Consider the following 18,233-nt stretch of genomic DNA (forward strand, 5'->3'; position numbering starts at 1 on the left):
ATGGTGTGGATTCTTTGCTTTCCGGTAGTGTTATTTATTCTGTATCAATCCATTGCTGCACCGGAACAATTTGCTCAGGCTTACTACGCGCTAAACTTGCCGCTGTTTCAATTTATTAATGGACAAGCTTTGGGGCCAGAATGGTTGTGGCAAAGCATTACGTTTATGGGTGATGGACTGCCAGTGTTTGTACTGTTGATTTTCTTTAGTCGTAAAAATGCGCAGGTTTTGTGGATAGGTTTAATCGCCGCACTCATTACCGGTGCGGGTGTGCACCTAGGGAAACCCCTGTTTGATTTGTTGCGCCCCGCCGCGGTTTTAAGTGGCGATCAAATTGTTGTGATCGGTCAAACACTGAAGCGCAATAGTTTCCCGTCCGGCCACTCGGCCACCGCGTTTGTATTGGCAGGCGTGCTCATGGCTTTTATGCCGCGCGGATTTCGTTGGCCATTACTTCTAGGCGCTAGCCTTATTGCTTGGAGCCGCGTGAAAGTAGGCGCACATTGGCCAGTGGATGTGATTGCGGGTTCGCTGTTGGGTTGGTATGCCGCTAAGGCGGCCTGTGTTATTGCGAATCGATTTTCCGTCGTCGGTCATTCGCGCAAAGGCGAGCTGTTGCTCTATGGTTTGGCGTCTTTGTGTGCCCTGACCTTGTGGACCCACACTGGCGGTTATCCGCTTGCGAGTTCTTTAAGGCATGCATTGGCGCTCATGAGCTGCGTCTTTTTATTGATTATTTTTGTTGAGCGGGTCTTGGGTAAAGAGCTGCAATTAATTCCCGATCAATGGCATAAAATGTCGAAGCGCTTACTCTCTGAACGTTGATAGTCACTTTTTAGATCTTCGCTCTATTCTGTACTTCTATCGCTGTCGTTAAGGCTCGATGTCTTTCTGGTTATCTCCCTCTGCTGCTCTGCAGCGCTTCTTGTTCGGTATTTTTTCTGCCGCTTTTCGGTTATAGCAGTAGTCCTATTTCTGCAGGTTTTGCATAAGAATTAATGCCTTAAGTTGTTACTTTTGGCTACTCGATTTGCCCAAAAAGTTCCCACTTATGGTTTGTGTGACCACATGCATATGGTTAATTTGACAACATGATTGCACCGCTATATAAAAGTGACATCGATATTTCGAACTGTTCTAGAAATAACAACAGTGCAGTACGAGTTCGGTGCAACCCCTGTTCGTGTAGAGCAGGAATATTCAGCCAGCGGCGTCTTGGCGGTGTTGGTCTTATTACTTGGTGAATAATAATGAAAGCAAGCCTCTTAACCTCAGTCACCCAAACCGGTAAACACCTTGTCGCAACCCTAATAGGCGCGGCAGCATTGTGCGCAACTATGGTGAGCGCGCAAACCATTAATTCGAATCAAACGGGTACCAACGGTGGTTATTACTATTCCTTTTGGACCGACGCACCAGGCACTGCCTCTATGACGCTTGGGTCCGGCGGCAACTACAGCACCACCTGGAATAACACTGGCAACTTCACCGCAGGAAAGGGCTGGGCGACCGGTGGCCGTAAGAATGTTACTTTCTCTGGCAGTTTCAATGGTGGCAACAATGGTTTTTTAGCGGTTTATGGCTGGACTAAAAACCCATTGATTGAGTATTACATTGTTGAAAACTACGGTAGCTGGACACCACCGGGCGGCACCTCATTGGGTACTGTGACGACTGATGGTGGCACTTACAATATTTATAAAACCACGCGCACTAATCAGCCTTCTATTATTGGCACAGCAACGTTTAATCAGTACTGGAGTGTGCGTACCTCCAAGCGCTCAAGCGGTACCGTTACCACCGGTAAACACTTTGATGCCTGGGCAAGTAAAGGTATGAACTTGGGTAGCACCTGGGATTATATGATTGTGGAAACAGAAGGTTATCAAAGTAGCGGTAGCTCAAATATTACTGTTGGCGAAAGCGCAACCGGTAGTACTGGCGGCGGCTCAAGCAGTGCGGCTGCAAGTGGTGGTATTACTGTGCGCGCGCGCGGTTTGAGCGGTGCAGAACATATCAACCTAAAAGTAGCAGGCACTACGGTTGCTAGTTGGACATTAACCACAGCATTTAAAGACTATGTTTACACTGGCAATGCAGCGGGCGATATTCAGGTTCAATATGATAATGATGCGACGGGCCGCGATGCGTTTATCGATTACATCAAGGTCAATAAAGAAACACGTCAAGCAGAAAACATGAGTTACAACACTGGCCTTTATGCCAATGGTAAGTGTGGTGGTGGCGGCAACTCCGAAACCATGAACTGCAGTGGTGTCATTGGTTTTGGTTATACCTATGATTGCTTTAGCGGTCAGTGTAATTAAGCGTGCGCTCAGCCTTTTTCAGTAGAAAAATGCTATGAATTTGGCGAGTGTGTAAGCAATTTGTAAGAATAAAAAAAAGGAGCGATTTTTCGCTCCTTTTTTTTATTGCCAAATATTACAGTTATTTTGTTGCGGTGACTGATCTTGTCTAAGTGAGTAGTGTATTAACCGCAGTCTGTAATTGCGTCGCCAATTCTTCCTGAATGATTTTCCCCTGAGTTACATCAAAGCTATCCCCAAACGACGGAATCGATAGGCTCGCTTTTACATCGCCATTAAAACGCGGTGCAGAAGCAAGGGCTGCTGCGAGCACGCTGGCGCCACCGCGTGCACCGGGCGAAGTGGAAAGCAGCACCATCGGTTTGCCCATAAAGGGTTTATTGTTAATGCGCGAGCACCAGTCGAACAAATTTTTATAGGCTGCAGCATAGGAGCTATTGTGCTCGGCAAAAGAAATCATAAGTGCATCGGCGCCCGCAATTTTCGCGAGAAAATCCTGCGCGAGCTGCGGCTGGCCTAAGTCCATTTCCTTATCCACACTGAACAGTGGCAATTCATAATCATTTAAATCCAGAATTTCTACATCTGCACCCGCGACTAAGCTGGCGGCATAGGTAACCAATTTTTTGTTGATGGAATGACGGCTGCTGCTGGCGGCGAAGGCAAGTAATTTCATAATAAACCTAAAAGATAAGTAGATTGACGAGCGAAAAAAAACGCCAGAGGTTTTTAGCTCTGGCGTTGCGGGTCACAACAATTATTGCAGTTTGCCAAGCTTAGCTTTGGCCGCTTCGCCAATGTCGCCGCCGCCTGAGGCTGCCTGTTGGTAATATTCCGAGGCTTTAGCGCGATTGCCCTTGGCGACATAGACATCGCCCAAATAATAGCTGGCGATTTGGGTCGGTAAATAACGTTGGCTCATGAGTAAATCTTTTTCGGCCAAATCATTATTTTTTAATTGATTGTAGGCAATACCGCGATATACATAGGGCTTGAAATATTTCGGGTTGGCTTGTACCGCGCGATCTAATGCCGCGACCGCATCCTGCTGTTTATTTTGCTGTAGCAATAGCTGGCCTTTCATTTCCCAGAAAAGGTTTTCTCTGGGCTGTAGGCTGGTCGCTTTTTCCACATAGGGCATGGCATCTATATATTGTTTATTGCTCGCCAGTTTTTGGGCTTTTTGATAGCTTTCGTAAGCGGGCGCATCTTTGGTGAGCTGCGCCATGGCGCGCTGGAAGGCTGCTTTGTTGCGCGTGCCGCCGGGGTATTGGGTCGCATTTTTGCGATTTCTGGAAACGCGCTCTTGAGACGGCGGATGGCTCGCAAAAAGACCTTCAATAAATCCAGAGTTTTTACCTTCAGACAGTTTTACGAATATCTCCTGCAATTCCACGGCGGCTTGGGTGTCGTAACCAGCTTTGGCCATGTACTTCATGCCCACTTCATCCGACTGCAACTCATGGTCGCGCCCGTATTTTGCCTGCCATGCTTGTGAACCTACGGCTAAAGCACCCATGCCGAGCATGCCGTATTCAGGCTTCTTCTCCGCAATGGCTACGCCTGCAAGCACTACGCCTATGCCCATCATGGCATTTTGGGTTTGCTGTTGAGCGCCGTGGCGCGCGGCGGCGTGCACTATCTCATGGCTCATAACGGCGGCGAGCTGCGCTTCGTCTTCTAAATAGACTAACAGCCCACGGTTAATGGCCAGTTTGCCGCCGGGCATGGCCCAGGCGTTGGGTACGTCGTTATTGAGCACTACAAATTCGTAGGGTAAATCGGGGCGGTCGCTTACGGCTGCGAGCTTCTTTCCTACCTGTTGTACATAGGTGGTGAGGCCTGGGTCCACCACATACTGGCCGCCCTGGGATTGTTGGGCGGGCATGTAATTTTGGGCGCCGGTGGCGACTTCTTGCTCTGGTGACATGAGCGAAATTTGGTTTTTGCCGGTCACGGGGTTGACCACGCAGCCGCTAAAACTAGCGGTTAAAAGACAGACGGCAAGCGTGCGAGTTAAAAATGACATACAAAAGCTCCTTGTGGCTGAGATGCGTATAATGCCACAGATTAAATGACCAAGATGAGACTCAACCTGAATGAAAGCTTTGCAAGTAATAGAACTCTTCGCGGGTATTGGCGCCAATGGCCAGCCTATTTTAGAAAAACTGCCCGTGCGCGAGCTGGAAAGCGGCGAGCTGCAGTTGGTGCAATCGCCCGCTTTTGCCAAGGGTTTAGCGAGCGGCGATTTGCTGAAATGCTCACCCAAGACCCGCGAGTTTGAAATTGTACGCCGCAGCGGCAATCTAAGCCTGCGTGTATTCAGTAAACAAGATATCGCCAGCTGGGCCGATGGCCTTATCGCCGATTTAGAAAAGCTTGGCGCTGAACTGGATTTGGAAAACCCACGTATGTTGGTGTTCAGTATTCATGTGAGCTGTGGTTTCGCCGCAATTGAAGCGATTATGAGCCAGCACTTGCGCCCCGAAACGGAAAGCGCTTGGATGTATGGCAATGTGTATGACCCCAATGACGGCGTAACCCCGCTTAACTGGTGGCAGGATATTCTCAAGCCTGAGTAATCTTGGTACGCATCCTAGTTCATCGCGCCGAAACCGGTGCCATCTTAATTTCTGTTGGCAAAAAACGCTTATGTTGCATGTGATTTCTCCCGCTAAAACCTTGGATTTTGAAACACCTCCGGTTACCGCTGTGTTTACTCAGCCGGATTATCTGGATCAGTCGCAGTTGTTAATTGATGAGCTGCGCGAGTTGCAACCTGCGGCGGTATCGCAGCTGATGAGCATCAGCGAAAAATTGGGGCAGCTGAATGCCCAGCGTTTTTTAGAATGGCGGCAGCCGTTTACCCCGCATAATGCCAAGCAGGCGCTACTCGCCTTTAAGGGTGATGTTTACACGGGTATGGAGGCTGAACAATTTTCTAAAGGCGATTTCACCTATGCGCAACAACATTTGCGTATTTTGTCTGGCTTGTATGGGCTGTTAAAGCCGCTGGATTTAATTCAGCCCTATCGCTTGGAAATGGGTACGCGCTTTGCCAACCCGCGCGGTAAAAATTTGTATGAGTTCTGGGGGGATCGCTTAACCGAAGCGCTTAACAGTGAGTTGGAAAAACAAAAAGAGCGAGCGCTGGTGAACTTGGCGTCTACAGAATACTTTGGTGCGGTGAATCGCAAAAAGCTGGCAGGGGAGATAATTACGCCCGTTTTTAAAGATCGCAAAAATGGAAAATACAAAATCATTAGTTTCTTCGCCAAAAAAGCGCGCGGCATGATGAGCGCGTATATCATTCAAAATCGCTTAAAAAAAGTAGAAGCTATTAAGGAATTTGATGTGGCAGGTTATTACTATGATGCAGCCAGCTCATCACCGCAAGAGTGGGTGTTTTTACGGGAGGAGCAAGCTTAAGCGTCATGTAGGCGTAATCCTTTGTAATATGTACATTTTTTTTCAGTGTTAAACTGTCTATATCCTTTTATTACACTAAGCTGGATGCTAATCAAAATAATACCCCGTGGTTTTACCTAAGGGGGTGAACACCCAGCTACCAGATAGGATGTCCGGTTATGTCGACGAGTCAAATATATGTAGATGCGGTAATTTCGGCCATTAAACAGGTCGATCATATTTCTTATCGCCGCTTATTTAATGGCGTAGGTATATATCACCGTGGCGTACAGTTTGCGTTTATCGTCAATGATCATCTCTATTTTCGCGCAGATGATTACGCGCGCCGGCTCTTTGAGGAAAAAGGCATGAAAGCCTTTCAGCCGCTCGTGAGTACTCAAGTTGAATCGTCTTTTTACCAGCTGCCAGATGATGTGTTAAATAGCCCTAAAGAGCTAAAGCATTGGATGCGCATTGCTGTTGAGGCTGCCCATGAGGGTGACTTTCTTGATGATGAAACCCATATCGAAGCCCCTGTCCGTCATTTTACGGCCTCAGCATTGCAGTAAGCCTTGGGTCGCTATTCCTATTCGCGCTAATCGGTTTTGGTCAAACCACAATAAATCGTCTAGTCTCAAAGGATTGATGACAGGATGGTGTTTATGGGCCTTAGGATTTTAGTGGTAGATGACGCGACCTTTATTCGCGATATGGTTAAAAAGCAGTTGCGCAATAAAATACCGGGTGTAGAAGTTGTCGATGCCGTCGATGGTAACCGCGCACTCGCAACCATGAAACACCAGCCGCCCGATATTATTCTATCGGATTGGGAAATGCCCAATATGACCGGCGCTGAATTGCTTACAGCCGTGCGTGCCATGCCCAATGGTGCCAACATCCCCTTTGTGATGATATCCAGCCGCGGCGATCGCAACCATATTATTAAAGCCATAGAACTCGGCGTCTCTGACTATTTAACAAAACCATTCTCGGCAGATGAGCTGCTAAAAAAAGTATTCAAGCAACTAAAAGTAATTGGTAAGTTACCCGTTCATGGGCAGCGCAATGCGACGACGCAAGGCATTGCCTTTGCATCGGTAGATGTGCTCACAGGTGGTCGCGCTGAGCCCGCATCACCTGCGCCTACGTCAGCTGCCGGCAGTGTTGGGCTGTTAGCGGGCGCAACCCCCGCCGTAAAAGCAGTTGCATCTAGTAAGTCTGCGATGAAAGGCAAAGCGCAACTACGCTTCTCCAATAACCGCACCTTTGGTTGTGTGATTCGCGAAATGTCTTTGCAAATGATGAGCGGTTTGTTACAGCGCAGTGATAATTTACCCACAGTATTTGAGCAGGCCGTGGTGGATATTGAAACCGCCGATGGCAGCTCCTTAGCGCGCGTAAATGGCTATGTTCACAGCATCATGGCCGGTGAAAGCCGCGCGGATACCAATGTCGTAAAAATTGTCATTCGCTTCGTTGATAACGATGCTGAAAAATTTGAAATCCTCTCCAAATACATTGCGCAGATGTAATGATTTAATCAAGCTATTAACCGTTTGGTGAATGGTAAGTTGGAATGTTTTTTAGGTGGATAGGTTTCTAGCATGGTTAGGGGGCTTGAGAGAGATTTAAGGTTTTCCTGATACTCGCACTTTGCCTTATATGCATTCAATAAAAGTTATAAATGTAGTGCAAAAAAAGTAGCAATTCATATGGCGCTTAAAAAAGGACTTCTTGGCAGCTTGATGCTCACTGTGTAATTGGTGGATAGTTATTCATTATTCGTAGGGCAGCCGATTTGTGTGGAGTCGCACGCAGGATACTGGCCCCCAGACACTTCTACTTAACCGATCCAAGTCAACCCTAAATCATTGCGCATGGCCCTTAATAGAGATTTAACAATACGGTCTCTTTCGGTAATTCCTGCTTTGCTATTTTTTAGCTGCTCGGAAGCATCTAGCATTTCTTTGTTTGCATAAAGTTGTAACTTAAGTTGATAGAAGGCGAAATCCTTTAATGCTTCCTGCGGTCCAGTCAATGCTATTTGTTTGTAAGCGTTCAATAGTCCATCGCATGTAGCTTTATAATCTAAAAGCCAGATTTCTTTTACTTTGGATTTTTGTTCCAGTGCATGTCTAATTAAAAACGTAATAACACCCCCCAAACCAAGACCAGACAAAAAATTGTAATAGCTAAAAATTCACTCAATTCTAATTTACTTAAAGCGCATAAAGGTTTATTTAACGGCCTGGGCCTTATATCTCCGAGATCCAAAACAAGAGCTTATCCTAGCCCTAAAACATAAATGTAGAAATTAATAAATCTGGCTATATACGGCGGCCTTTCGCCATTGGGAAAAGCAATATCTTTTGGTGTTTGAGTGTGGCGCGCTTCCTATAACACCAGCGGGTGGTTTCTTACTGCTAAAGCCGTAGAAAAATCAGTTAAGTTGATTAAAATACCAGTTTTATCACCGCACCTTGTTTACGGTTTGGTAGGGCGTACACCGAGCCTCGGTGTGCTTGCATAATTTGTTTGACTAGAAATAATCCTATGCCAGTACCTGCGCGTTTTGAGGTGTAAAAAGGAATAAATATTTTATCGAGTTGATCGGGATTGATGCCGCCGCCGTTGTCTTTAATTTCTATTATTGGTGCGTTGTGGGTATTGATACTGGCACTGAGTTGAATGTGTCCATCAGATTTTTCTGTCAGTGATTCAAGTGCATTTTTAAGTAGGTTAATCAGTGCCTGCTCAAGCAGTGCTGCGTCTGCGTTGATTGAAAGCGACGGCGGATTACAGCTGCAGCTAAGTTGAATGTTGTGTGCCTTTGCTTGGGGTTCAAACAGTTCTAACACATGTTGCAGTAGGGGTTGAAGTTGTACGCTGGCGAACTGCGGTGTGGGCGGGTTTAGCACTTGGCGATAGGCTTGCACAAATGCTAGCAGGTGTTGTGCGCGCCGCGTCACCGTGGCTACAGCTTGATGGGCATCCTGCAGTTTTTCGGTGTGTAGCGCATGGTTTGCCTGTGCATCCCTTGAGTCGGTTTTGTGTGTTTGTTTAGCTTCTTGTTCAAGTTCTTCTAGCAGCGTTTGTGCGGTTTGGCTGAGTGAGGTTACCGGCGTCATGGAGTTCATGATTTCGTGGGTGAAAACCTGCACCAAATTTTGCCAAGCGTGAATTTCCTGCTCGTCTAATTCCTGCTGAATCAGTTGCAGGCTCACCAGTTTTTTTACACCGCTCGCAAGGCTTAGTTGAGTTGCCGAAAGACTAAGGGTTTGCGATGTACCCTCGGCATCGAGTTGTAACTCTGCGCGGCATTTTTCGCCCGGCGTTATGAGTTGCAGTGCGCGGGCAAGGTCGGGGTGTGTTTGTGCGAGTGCAGTAAAGGACGCAAAACCAACGCGCTGCAAAAGGCTTGTGGCGGCATTGTTGAGCAGTGTTACCTGCTCGCCTTCCATGACGAGCAGGGCTACGGGAACTCTCTCCAACAAAAGACTGTAGTAGTGTGTTTGCTCCTGTTTGTGTTGGTGCAGCTCACGCAAGCGCTGTTGAATGTTATGCATATTCGTTGCTAGCTGTTGACTCAGCTGGGAGTGTACTTTTGGTGTGAATTTGTAACTGAGGTCCTCGTAGTGGAGCGCGTTAAAAAAGTCGTCTACTTGGCGCAGCGGCCGCTCTAAAAAAATAATGAGCCACCAGGTTTCCGCCATTAAGAATAAGCCGACCCCAACACTGGCTGCACGAAAACTCTCTTGTTGTACTAACCATGCGAGAGCTGCCATGGTCATAAAAATAAGCGCCAATCGCAGTAGCGTACCTAGGCGTAATCCCTTAGAGATCATGTTTTTCCATCCTGCGATAGAGTGCGGTACGGGTAATGCCCAGCGCTTTAGCGGCCTGTGAAACATTGCCGCTGAATTGTTTGAGCGCGCGCGCGACAGCGGTGCGCTCTAGTTCTTCCAAATTCAAATTGTTTGGCATGCCTGAATCAACTTCAGCGCGCAAGTTGGCCTGTGGTAAGGCGAAGTCATCGAGTTGTAGTGGCTGATCACCGCTGAGGATAATGGCGCGCTCCAGTGCATGGCGCAGTGAGCGCACATTGCCCGGCCAGTCGTAGGCGCAGAGCGCTCGGAGTGCTGCTGCTGAGAGCGCAGGTTTGCGCCTTTGGTATTTTTGCGCGTAGTAACCAAGGTAGTGATCTACTAATAAGGGAATGTCTTCGCGTCGCTCGCGCAGCGGCGGCACGGTTAATTCGATGGTGTTAAGGCGGTAGAGTAAGTCTTGTCGAAAGCGTGTTTCATCGGTGAGTGATTCATAGTGTGCATTGGTGGCGGCAATAACGCGCACATCTAGCGCGATCGGTTTTTCTTCGCCCAGTGGTGTCACTTGGCGTTGCTCTAACACGCGCAACAATTTCACTTGCAAATGCAGGGGTAGGTTGGCGATTTCATCTAAAAATACAGTGCCGCCATTGGCGGCGACTAAGCGCCCTGTACGCGCGTGTTCGGCCCCGGTAAAGGCACCTTTTCTATGGCCAAACAATTCTGCTTCAAATAAATTTTCAGCAATCGCACCCATATCAATCGCCATAAAAATATGATCAGCGCGCTGTGACTGCGCGTGAATCGCGCGTGCTACTAATTCTTTGCCCGCGCCGTTTTCACCCAAAATTAATACATTGGCTTCTGTAGGTGCACAGAGAGCAACGCGTTGTTTTAATTGATTCATGCCGCTGGTTTCGCCAATAAAATAATCGGCACTGGGGGTAAGGCTGGCGCGCAGTGTGCGGTTTTCTGCACGCAGTTGGCGATTGTGCGCTTGCGCTTGAGCAAGGCTCATGGCTGCTTGGAGAGTGGCGATGAGTTTGTCGTTGTTCCAAGGCTTTATGACAAAGTCCACCGCGCCCGCTTTGATCCCCGCTACTGCGAGTTCTACGCCCGCATAGGCCGTCATTAACACCACCAAGGTTTGCGGTTGAGTGCGCTGTAGCTGTTCCAACCAATAAAAACCTTCAGTGCCCGTGTTGTCGCCGAGGGTGAAGTTCATGTCCAGTAATATCAGGTCGACATTTTCTTGGTGCAAAAATGCGGGCAGTTCGCTGGGCTGGGCGAGGCAGCTGACGCGCGCGAACTGGCGTTTCAGCAGCAGTTGCGCCGAGAGCAAAATATCCGGGTCGTCATCGACGATCAGTAGGTGTCCTTGGGCGGCGGGCATGGCGATCCTGGTGAGATGGTGGCTGCAAGTTGCTAGTCTAGGCTGTTCGTTTATGGGCAACAAGTGTTCGAAATCGAACGGTTTGGTTTTCTGTTGTTTGCTTTTGTATTTATAACCTATTGAAAAACATGAATAAATTGATCTGGCATTGAGCTTGCAAACTCGTTGTTATTGCGCCGCGGCGACACCTGCTTTGGTGCTCGCTAAGTCTTTGAATTTGAATTGAAAACCTTATGGATACACCACTGCGTTTGAGCCCTTGGCGGCGCTATAAAAAAATTCTGCTGCCGCTGTTAGCGCTAAGCCTGCTATTGAGCCTGTGGTGGGCGGCGGCCCCCTCGGCTGAACGCAGCTTGCAGGTGGATGCCAATACCTTGCAAATGGGTAGAGTGGTGGAAGGTGTTTTTGAGGATTTTATTCCCCTGCGCGCGCAGGTGATGCCGCTTCACAGCCTTTATTTGGATGCGGTTGAGGGCGGCAGTGTTGAGCGCGTTTATGTGGAAGATGGGGCGCAGGTGGAGGAGGGGCAGCGGTTGCTGGACATAGCCAACACGCGCTTGCAACTGGATTCGATTTCGCGCGAGGCGCAGGTGAGCGAGCAAATAAATCTCATGCAAAGTCAGGAGTTGAGTTTGGCGCGCAATGAGCTGGACCACAGGCGCACGCTCAACGAGTTGCGCTATGCCATTAAAGTGTTGAAACGCAAACGTGAACGCGCGCAAAAATTACTGGCCAGCCACAGCATTGCACAAGCTGAGTGGGATGCGCTGCAGGACGAGTTGGAGTATTTGCAGCACAAGCAGGCGCTTACGCTGGAGGCGCGCGCTGCCGATAAAGCTTTACAAGCGGCGCAGATGAAACAATTGCGCGATTCAGTCGCGAGCCTGCAAGCAAGCTTGGTGTTTGCGCGCGAAAATCTTGCTGGTTTAAATATTAAGGCGCCGCGTGCGGGGCGCTTGACGGCGTTTACCTTAGAGGTGGGGCAATCGCTGCATCAAGGTGAGCGCATCGGGCAAATAGATGACCCCGAACGGTTTAAATTACTGGCAATGGTGGATGAATTTTATTTGGCGCGGGTGGTGGTGGGCCAGCAGGCGGAGCTGCTACTGAATGAAAAAATTTATCGACTGCGTTTGGTAAAAACCTATCCGCAGGTGAGCGAAGGCCAGTATCGTGTGGACTTCGAATTTGGTGAACAGCAGCCCGACATGCTCAGCCGTGGCCAAACACTGCAGTTGCGTTTACAGCTGGGCGATGATGAACCGGCGCGCTTAATTCCCCGCGGTTCCTTTGCGCAGGAAACGGGTGGACATTGGGTTTTTGTAGTAGCAGCGGATGGAAAAACAGCGCAGCGGCGCAGCATTCGTTTGGGGCGGCGCAATCGCGATGAGTTTGAAGTGCTTGAGGGTTTGGCGGCGGGAGAGCGCATTATTATTAGCAGCTACAGCCTGTTTTTAGACATAGACAAAATAAAAATTAACTAGGGAGAAACACATGATCAGGTTAGAGAATCTGGGGAAGATCTTTCGCACCGACGAAATTGAAACGGCTGCGTTAAGCAATATTAGTTTTGAGGTAAAGGCCGGTGAGTTTGTTGCCATTATGGGACCGTCGGGTTGCGGTAAATCAACGCTGCTTAATATGCTCGGCATGCTCGATAGCCCCGACAGTGGCGCCTATTATTTTAACGGCGAAAATATTGCAGCTTATGCAGAGGCGAAACTCAGCCAAATTCGCAAGCGCAATATAGGTTTTATTTTCCAAAGTTTTAATTTGATTGATGAACTCAATGTGTATGAAAACATTGAGCTGGCATTGCTCTATCACAAAATCCCTGCAGCGGAGCGCCGCCGTCGAGTGCAGGCCGTTATCGAAAAAATGGAAATCGCGCACCGCGCCAAACACATGCCTAGCCAGCTTTCTGGCGGGCAACAACAGCGGGTGGCAGTCGCGCGAGCGCTGGTGGCCGAGCCTGCGTTAATTCTTGCGGATGAGCCCACCGGAAATTTGGATTCCCAGCGCGGCCAAGAGGTAATGCGCCTGCTCAAGCAATTAAACGCCGAGGGCACCACCGTGATTATGGTGACCCACTCCGCCGAACATGCGGACTACGCCCAGCGCCGTATAAATTTGTTTGACGGTCAGCTGCTAGCGATCAGTCAACTGGCGGTCGCTTAATTTTTCGCAGGGAAGGAATAACAAAAATGTTTAAACACTATTTGCTTATAGCTCTACGCAACCTGCTCAGTAACAAGCTGCACACGGCTTTAAATGTAGGTGGTTTAGCCTTGGGTTTAGCGGCGAGTTTGGTGATTTATATAGTCAATTACAGCGAACTGACGTGGGATGATTTTTGGCCGGATGTGGAGCGGATTTATCAGGTTGAAGCAAACCTGCAGGTTGCCAATAAATGGGACTTACAAGAATTTACGCCCGCTGTATTAAAGCCTGTTGCACAAAAGGATATTAAGGCAATAGAGCAGATAGGCCGTGTCTTTGGTGCAAACTTTAATATAAAAAATGACCTGCAGGCCGGATTTATTGATGTGCCGACAACTGTCTACGCTCAATTAATAGATGAGGAAATTATCGCTCTGTTCAGTCTTTCTGCCAGCCGCGGCGACCTGAATAACTTTAAAGGTGACAAGACCGCTATAGTGATTAACTCTCGTTTGGCAAAGCAATATTTCGGCGACGAGGACCCTATCAACAAAATATTGGTGCTGGATACTAAAGCGCTGGAGGCGTTCGGCCCCAATACAGCGTCGGCCACGGGCAGTAGTATTAAAAGCTACAAGGTTGTTGCAGTACTGAAGGACTATCCAAGGCGAACTACGCGTGAGTTTCAATTGTTGATGCACCTGCCTGATGCGATGGCCAATGATAGTGAGTGGATGAAGTTTGCCTATGTTACTTATGTAAAATTACGGCAGGGCGCCTATGCAAAATATATCGCTGGCGAATTCAATAGTGTGCTTGATAAATATGTTGAAGTTGAAAAAGAGAGTTCACTTGCGTACAGAAGACCGAGTGAGCATATAAGCTTTAGTTTAAAAAACATTATTGCAATGCATATTCACGGTGCAAGTCAAAATGGTGTTATGGAGCGTATCACTATGCTCTATGGCTTGGCGGCATTAGTGCTCTTGATGGTGGTCGTGAATTACATCAATTTAACTATTGCGCGCTATTTGCGTCGTCAAAAAGAGGTGGCGTTGCGCAAAACTCTGGGCGCCTTGCGACGGCAATTGGTTGCCCAATTTTTAATTGAGGCTGCATTGAGTTTAAGTCTGGCATTGTTGTTGGCACTAATGGTGATCGAGCCAATGTTGCCTTGGCTAATGACGACACTGAATTTGAATATAGAGTTGCATTACTTAAGTGATATGACTTTAGTCAGCGGTATTTTGGGTTTGGTGGTCTTGGTAGCACTTGTTGCCGGCGGTTATCCGGGTTTGTATCTATCAAATATTAAACCGGCGCTGATTTTAAAAGCGAATAAATCTGTGGAGGCGCCAGCCAGCATTCGCCTGCGTAAATATTTAGTGATAGTGCAGTTTGTGATTTCCGCAGTCATGCTGACAGGTGTGGGTTTTATCGGCTTGCAAATGCGCTATGTGCTCAACTATGACCCAGGTTACCAAGTGCGCAATATGACATTTTTTTATGGTCCTACAGTGGACCAGTTAGAGCGTGGCGAAATGAACTCCCTCAAGGATGCGATAGCCGCGCTGCCAGGGGTAGCTGCAGTAGCGCAAACTTTCCCCATGCTGCCCGGCGCAGTATTGCAGCATTGGCGTGTAGCGCGCGCGAACCAAAGCCCAGATGACGCTGCATTTATTGATGCTGTAATGATGATGGATTCCAACGAATTAGAGTTGTTAAATATTCCTTTGCTTGCTGGGCGCGGATTTCGCGGGCCGCCAGTTATTCCTGATGCACCTAATAGTGCGCAGAATAATGAAATTGTGATTAACCAGCTGGCACTGGCCCATTTCGGATTCGCCACGGCAGAGGAGGCGCTAGGTCAGTCGTTGGAGATTATTTTCAACGAGGGTGTTCGTGTTCCCTACGTTATTGTGGGCGTTACCCCAGCTGTGCATATGGGCGACCGCAATCTGCCGCGTCGTCCGCAAATCTTTTTTTATGCAAACGCAAACAGTCGAAGCTCAACCTTGGGTGTTCGCTTTGCCGATGACAACAATAAAGCTTTGGTCGAACGGATTATCGATTTAATGAAAAGCCGTACTGGCGGATTTGTTTTTACCCAATCCATCGAAGATGTGATCGCCGACCAATACAAAAACCTCTATATGGTCGCGCGCTTTGTATTTGCCTTTGCCTTTTTGGCGATGGTGATTAGCTGCCTGGGGCTTTATGGCTTGGCCGCTATAGCAGCGCAGCAGCGTACCAAAGAGATCAGCTTGCGCAAGGTTCACGGTGCCTCGGTGTTTGCCATAGTGCGCCTGCTACTGTGGCAGTTCAGCTGGCCGGTGCTGCTCGCCAATATCATTGCTTGGCCGCTAGCGCTTTACGCCATGAGCCGCTGGCTGGAGCATTTTAACCAGCGCATTGATTTATGGTTGTGGGGCCCACTGCTGTGCGCGTTGGTAACGCTGGTTACCTTGCTGATTGCGTGGCTCACATTGGGCGGCCAAGCCTATTGGGTAGCGCGCGCCAAACCTATAGCGGCATTGCGTGAAGACTAGCGTGAGCTGTAAACATTTAAGGAAACCCCTTTAACAATGGATGTTATTTGGCTGCTTTGGCAGTCTTTTTTATGGGCTGTGGTTTCATTTGGGCGCGGTTGCGGCTTATAGCTTATTTTTATTGGTGGATTTGGTCTCGTATTTGACATTGGGTGCGTCAGGGGGGATGATTATTTAGGCGCAAGAAACAACATTTTTCGCTTAAATCCCACCACACCTAATAATAATCAGAGGTCTTCTCCATGAAGCTAAAAGCCTTTATGCATCAAATCAACGTTTTAACATTAGGCGCCTTGCGTGCGCGTTCATCCTGGGTCTTCATCTCAGCAATTGCTAGCCTGGGCATAGTGCAGGTTGCACAAGCTCAAAGTGAGCTTAATCCTAATTTCTTTTATATGGTGAAGGGCGAACCTATAGCGCGGGGAATTTCGCTGGGTGATCCTACCAATTGGTCCACGAATATTGAGGGGCGCAGTGGTGAGTCTGCTGGCGGTAAAATTTCAGTGGCACCCATAGACTTCAAGGCCAAGGGCGATGCACTGCAGATCACTTGGTCCCCGCGCAAAAAGATTCAGGGCAACCTAGGGCTCTACGGCAATGCGATTGATTTATCGAAATACAAAAATGCTGCCTCTATTACCATCGATATGCGCGTTGATGTAAAACCCAATAAAGATGTTCGTATCGGCATAGATTGCGGCTACCCCTGCAGGGCAGATCTGACAATCAATAAAATGATTCGCTCCATGCCGAAGGGCGAGTGGTTTTCGCTGCCTTTACCTTTGAGCTGCTTTAAGAGCGATAACTTTGATTTGAGTAAGGTGGCGGCGCCTTTTACCATTTCAACGGAAGGCAAGTTCACCATGAGTGTGATGAATATTCGTATAGAGAAATTAGCGGAAGGTGAAAAGGGGTGTGCGGACGATAAGTAAGTTGCCTAGGCGATATTAAGAAAAACAAAAAGGCCGATGATCGGCCTTTTTGTTTTTTTGTGGTTGCAGTTTAACGCGTTGTTTAGGTGTAGGCGTTAGTCACAGACTTGCGCACTGAGCGCCATACTTCTAAGGCGATAAAACTGCCGAGAGCGAGAGCTGCGGCATAAAAGGCCATCACATAGCTAAAGGATACGGTGTTATTCCAGGTGCGTGCTATGCCGAGGTAGCAGGCAAAGAGCCAGCTCACCAGTGAAATAACCGCGGTGGCTACCACGATTAATTGGGTGTTGGTTCTATTGCTCCAAAAGCCCTGTGGTGTCATCAATTTGGGGAAGCTGTAATAGTGCAGGATAACGCCGTTGAGGGTTAGGGTGATGACCACAGCAACTTTGGCCCAGAGTTTTTGGTTCAATATATAGGCTGGATCATTAAGGTAGCCTTGCGCGACCAAGCCGAAACCCGTTGCCCAGAGCATGATGAGGGCGATAGAAACCATGCCAGCATTGGCTTTAAGTTCGTTGATGGCGCGGCTATTCATGCTGCGCCCTTGAATTTTAGCGAGTGCGAGATCCTGCATGACTAATACGCCGATGGCAAAACACGCAGACAATAAGTGGCTGTAAACAAGAAAGGTTTTCATAGGTTCATTTCCCCAAGTCAATAGTAGTACGCGCAGCGCGCTGTTTAGCAGGCGAAAAGCGCTAGGTTTTTTTATTAGGTTTTAACATTGACGTGCGCGGGCGTAGTTAGGTGGTTAGGGTGTACCAAGACCTGTGGGGGCAGCTTTATTAGAGTTGTTTTAGGCTAAAGCTTGTAACGAATTTGCGCCCCAGTCGTCATCGAAATGTGAATCTCGATCGCCGTTATTTATGTTATTGCGCAGGTGTCACCTTAGGCTGTGTGACCATGTTGAGGCAAGTGCCCAACGAAAAAAACGAGGCTGATTTGATTTGGCGCAAGTTTTTTATTGGTGGCACTCATATTTTGGCCGTTTGAGTGTGTTTATTCGGTTAGTTCGCGGGTGCTTCGAGTGCCGGTAGAGACTTGCCCTTGAAGTTTACCGCTTCACCCCAACCTTAGCCGCAACTCAATTGACTAAGAACTTGATAGTGGAGCTGTCACAGACCATGAGCGAACTCTTTATTCTGCAAAATGACGCGCAACTGTTTCTCAGCAAACAGGGTGCCTGGGTGGATGGACGCGATTTGAATCAACTCTATAAGTCCCCCTATAAGGACGAGGCCATTAATCAAATGGTTGAAGTCAGCGCTAAAGACTTTCGTCAGCGTATTAAGGTTTTAACCTGTAATGCGAATGAGAAGGGCTTGCCGCAGTTGGATCCCGAGTGGCTGCCGGAGCCCTTACCAAAGGTGGCGAAAGATTTGTTCGAGGCAGACGTTACTGCGGTGAGTGATGCGCCTGAAGCCGTGGGCGATGCCTGCGTAGACGTCGAGGTGACGCTGGAGCCGCAAAACGACGCGCTGGACGCTACCCCAGAGGAAAGTAGCGATGATTCGCTTGTTGCGGCTGATGTAGCAGCGGATGAACCTGTTGACTCTTTTGATGAAAAGACGTCCGTCTAGTTTGAGCGTTGCATAGCATGAATAGATGGCCGATGTTGTATCAGCCTGTTCTAT

Annotated in this window: 17 protein-coding genes; 11 read left to right on the forward strand and 6 right to left on the reverse strand. The window is 48.3% G+C overall.

Annotated features, from left to right (window positions below; all coding sequences use genetic code 11):
* Entirely contained in the window at positions 1–825 is an 825-nt protein-coding gene (locus AC0KUT_RS01505) for a phosphatase PAP2 family protein (protein WP_488832973.1), read from the forward strand.
* A gap of 425 nt (positions 826–1,250) precedes the next feature.
* A complete protein-coding gene (locus tag AC0KUT_RS01510) occupies positions 1,251–2,327 on the forward strand; it encodes a glycoside hydrolase family 11 protein (protein ID WP_488832974.1) in 1,077 nt (358 codons plus the stop codon).
* Between the two features lie 148 nt (positions 2,328–2,475).
* On the opposite strand, the gene AC0KUT_RS01515 is transcribed toward AC0KUT_RS01510, so the two are convergent.
* Both AC0KUT_RS01515 and AC0KUT_RS01520 read right to left on the reverse strand, forming a co-directional pair.
* Positions 2,476–3,003, reverse strand: a complete 528-nt coding sequence (locus AC0KUT_RS01515) for an NADPH-dependent FMN reductase (protein WP_488832975.1) — start codon at positions 3,001–3,003, stop codon at positions 2,476–2,478.
* Between the two features lie 81 nt (positions 3,004–3,084).
* On the reverse strand, positions 3,085–4,356 hold the full coding sequence (locus AC0KUT_RS01520; protein ID WP_488832976.1) for a M48 family metalloprotease: 1,272 nt from the start codon (positions 4,354–4,356) through the stop codon (positions 3,085–3,087).
* Between the two features lie 70 nt (positions 4,357–4,426).
* Here AC0KUT_RS01520 and AC0KUT_RS01525 point away from each other — a divergent pair, with 70 nt between their 5' ends.
* The 4 genes from AC0KUT_RS01525 (at position 4,427) to AC0KUT_RS01540 (ending at position 7,267) form a co-directional block, all read left to right on the forward strand.
* On the forward strand, positions 4,427–4,909 hold the full coding sequence (locus AC0KUT_RS01525) for a DUF4265 domain-containing protein (protein WP_488832978.1): 483 nt from the start codon (positions 4,427–4,429) through the stop codon (positions 4,907–4,909).
* Between the two features lie 70 nt (positions 4,910–4,979).
* Positions 4,980–5,756 (forward strand): peroxide stress protein YaaA, encoded by a 777-nt coding sequence (gene yaaA, locus AC0KUT_RS01530; RefSeq protein ID WP_488832979.1) that lies wholly within the window; start codon positions 4,980–4,982, stop codon positions 5,754–5,756.
* A gap of 158 nt (positions 5,757–5,914) precedes the next feature.
* Entirely contained in the window at positions 5,915–6,304 is a 390-nt protein-coding gene (locus tag AC0KUT_RS01535; RefSeq protein ID WP_488832981.1) for a TfoX/Sxy family protein, read from the forward strand.
* 93 nt (positions 6,305–6,397) lie between these two features.
* Complete coding sequence (locus AC0KUT_RS01540; RefSeq protein WP_488832982.1) at positions 6,398–7,267, forward strand: response regulator; 870 nt, start codon at positions 6,398–6,400, stop codon at positions 7,265–7,267.
* A 311-nt stretch (positions 7,268–7,578) separates the two neighbouring features.
* Here the strand turns inward: AC0KUT_RS01540 and AC0KUT_RS01545 are convergent, their stop codons facing one another.
* From AC0KUT_RS01545 to AC0KUT_RS01555, 3 genes are all read right to left on the reverse strand, one after another.
* Positions 7,579–7,914, reverse strand: coding sequence for a hypothetical protein (locus AC0KUT_RS01545; protein WP_488832984.1), 336 nt, complete (start codon positions 7,912–7,914; stop codon positions 7,579–7,581).
* 274 nt (positions 7,915–8,188) lie between these two features.
* Positions 8,189–9,580 carry a sensor histidine kinase gene (locus AC0KUT_RS01550; RefSeq protein ID WP_488832986.1) on the reverse strand — a complete coding sequence of 464 codons (1,392 nt, stop codon included), beginning with the start codon at positions 9,578–9,580 and terminating at the stop codon, positions 8,189–8,191.
* Positions 9,570–10,952, reverse strand: coding sequence for a sigma-54-dependent transcriptional regulator (locus AC0KUT_RS01555; protein ID WP_488832987.1), 1,383 nt, complete (start codon positions 10,950–10,952; stop codon positions 9,570–9,572). The genes AC0KUT_RS01550 and AC0KUT_RS01555 overlap by 11 nt, the downstream gene beginning before the upstream one ends.
* A gap of 233 nt (positions 10,953–11,185) precedes the next feature.
* Here AC0KUT_RS01555 and AC0KUT_RS01560 point away from each other — a divergent pair, with 233 nt between their 5' ends.
* From AC0KUT_RS01560 to AC0KUT_RS01575, 4 genes are all read left to right on the forward strand, one after another.
* The gene (locus AC0KUT_RS01560; RefSeq protein ID WP_488832988.1) at positions 11,186–12,436 is read left to right on the forward strand and encodes an efflux RND transporter periplasmic adaptor subunit; all 1,251 of its coding nucleotides are present in this window, start codon (positions 11,186–11,188) and stop codon (positions 12,434–12,436) included.
* Positions 12,437–12,446: 10 nt separating this feature from the next.
* Positions 12,447–13,130 (forward strand): ABC transporter ATP-binding protein, encoded by a 684-nt coding sequence (locus AC0KUT_RS01565; protein WP_488832989.1) that lies wholly within the window; start codon positions 12,447–12,449, stop codon positions 13,128–13,130.
* 26 nt (positions 13,131–13,156) lie between these two features.
* Positions 13,157–15,661, forward strand: a complete 2,505-nt coding sequence (locus AC0KUT_RS01570) for an ABC transporter permease (protein ID WP_488832991.1) — start codon at positions 13,157–13,159, stop codon at positions 15,659–15,661.
* A 242-nt stretch (positions 15,662–15,903) separates the two neighbouring features.
* Positions 15,904–16,593: a putative glycoside hydrolase gene (locus tag AC0KUT_RS01575; protein ID WP_488832992.1), complete on the forward strand. Its 690-nt coding sequence runs from the start codon at positions 15,904–15,906 to the stop codon at positions 16,591–16,593.
* Between the two features lie 82 nt (positions 16,594–16,675).
* Here the strand turns inward: AC0KUT_RS01575 and AC0KUT_RS01580 are convergent, their stop codons facing one another.
* Positions 16,676–17,236 carry a DUF2214 domain-containing protein gene (locus AC0KUT_RS01580; protein WP_488832993.1) on the reverse strand — a complete coding sequence of 187 codons (561 nt, stop codon included), beginning with the start codon at positions 17,234–17,236 and terminating at the stop codon, positions 16,676–16,678.
* Positions 17,237–17,723: 487 nt separating this feature from the next.
* Here AC0KUT_RS01580 and AC0KUT_RS01585 point away from each other — a divergent pair, with 487 nt between their 5' ends.
* Positions 17,724–18,179 (forward strand): hypothetical protein, encoded by a 456-nt coding sequence (locus AC0KUT_RS01585; RefSeq protein ID WP_488832994.1) that lies wholly within the window; start codon positions 17,724–17,726, stop codon positions 18,177–18,179.
* Positions 18,180–18,233 lie beyond the last annotated feature (54 nt).

This window comes from Cellvibrio sp. 25HG11W-0 (assembly GCF_057815475.1).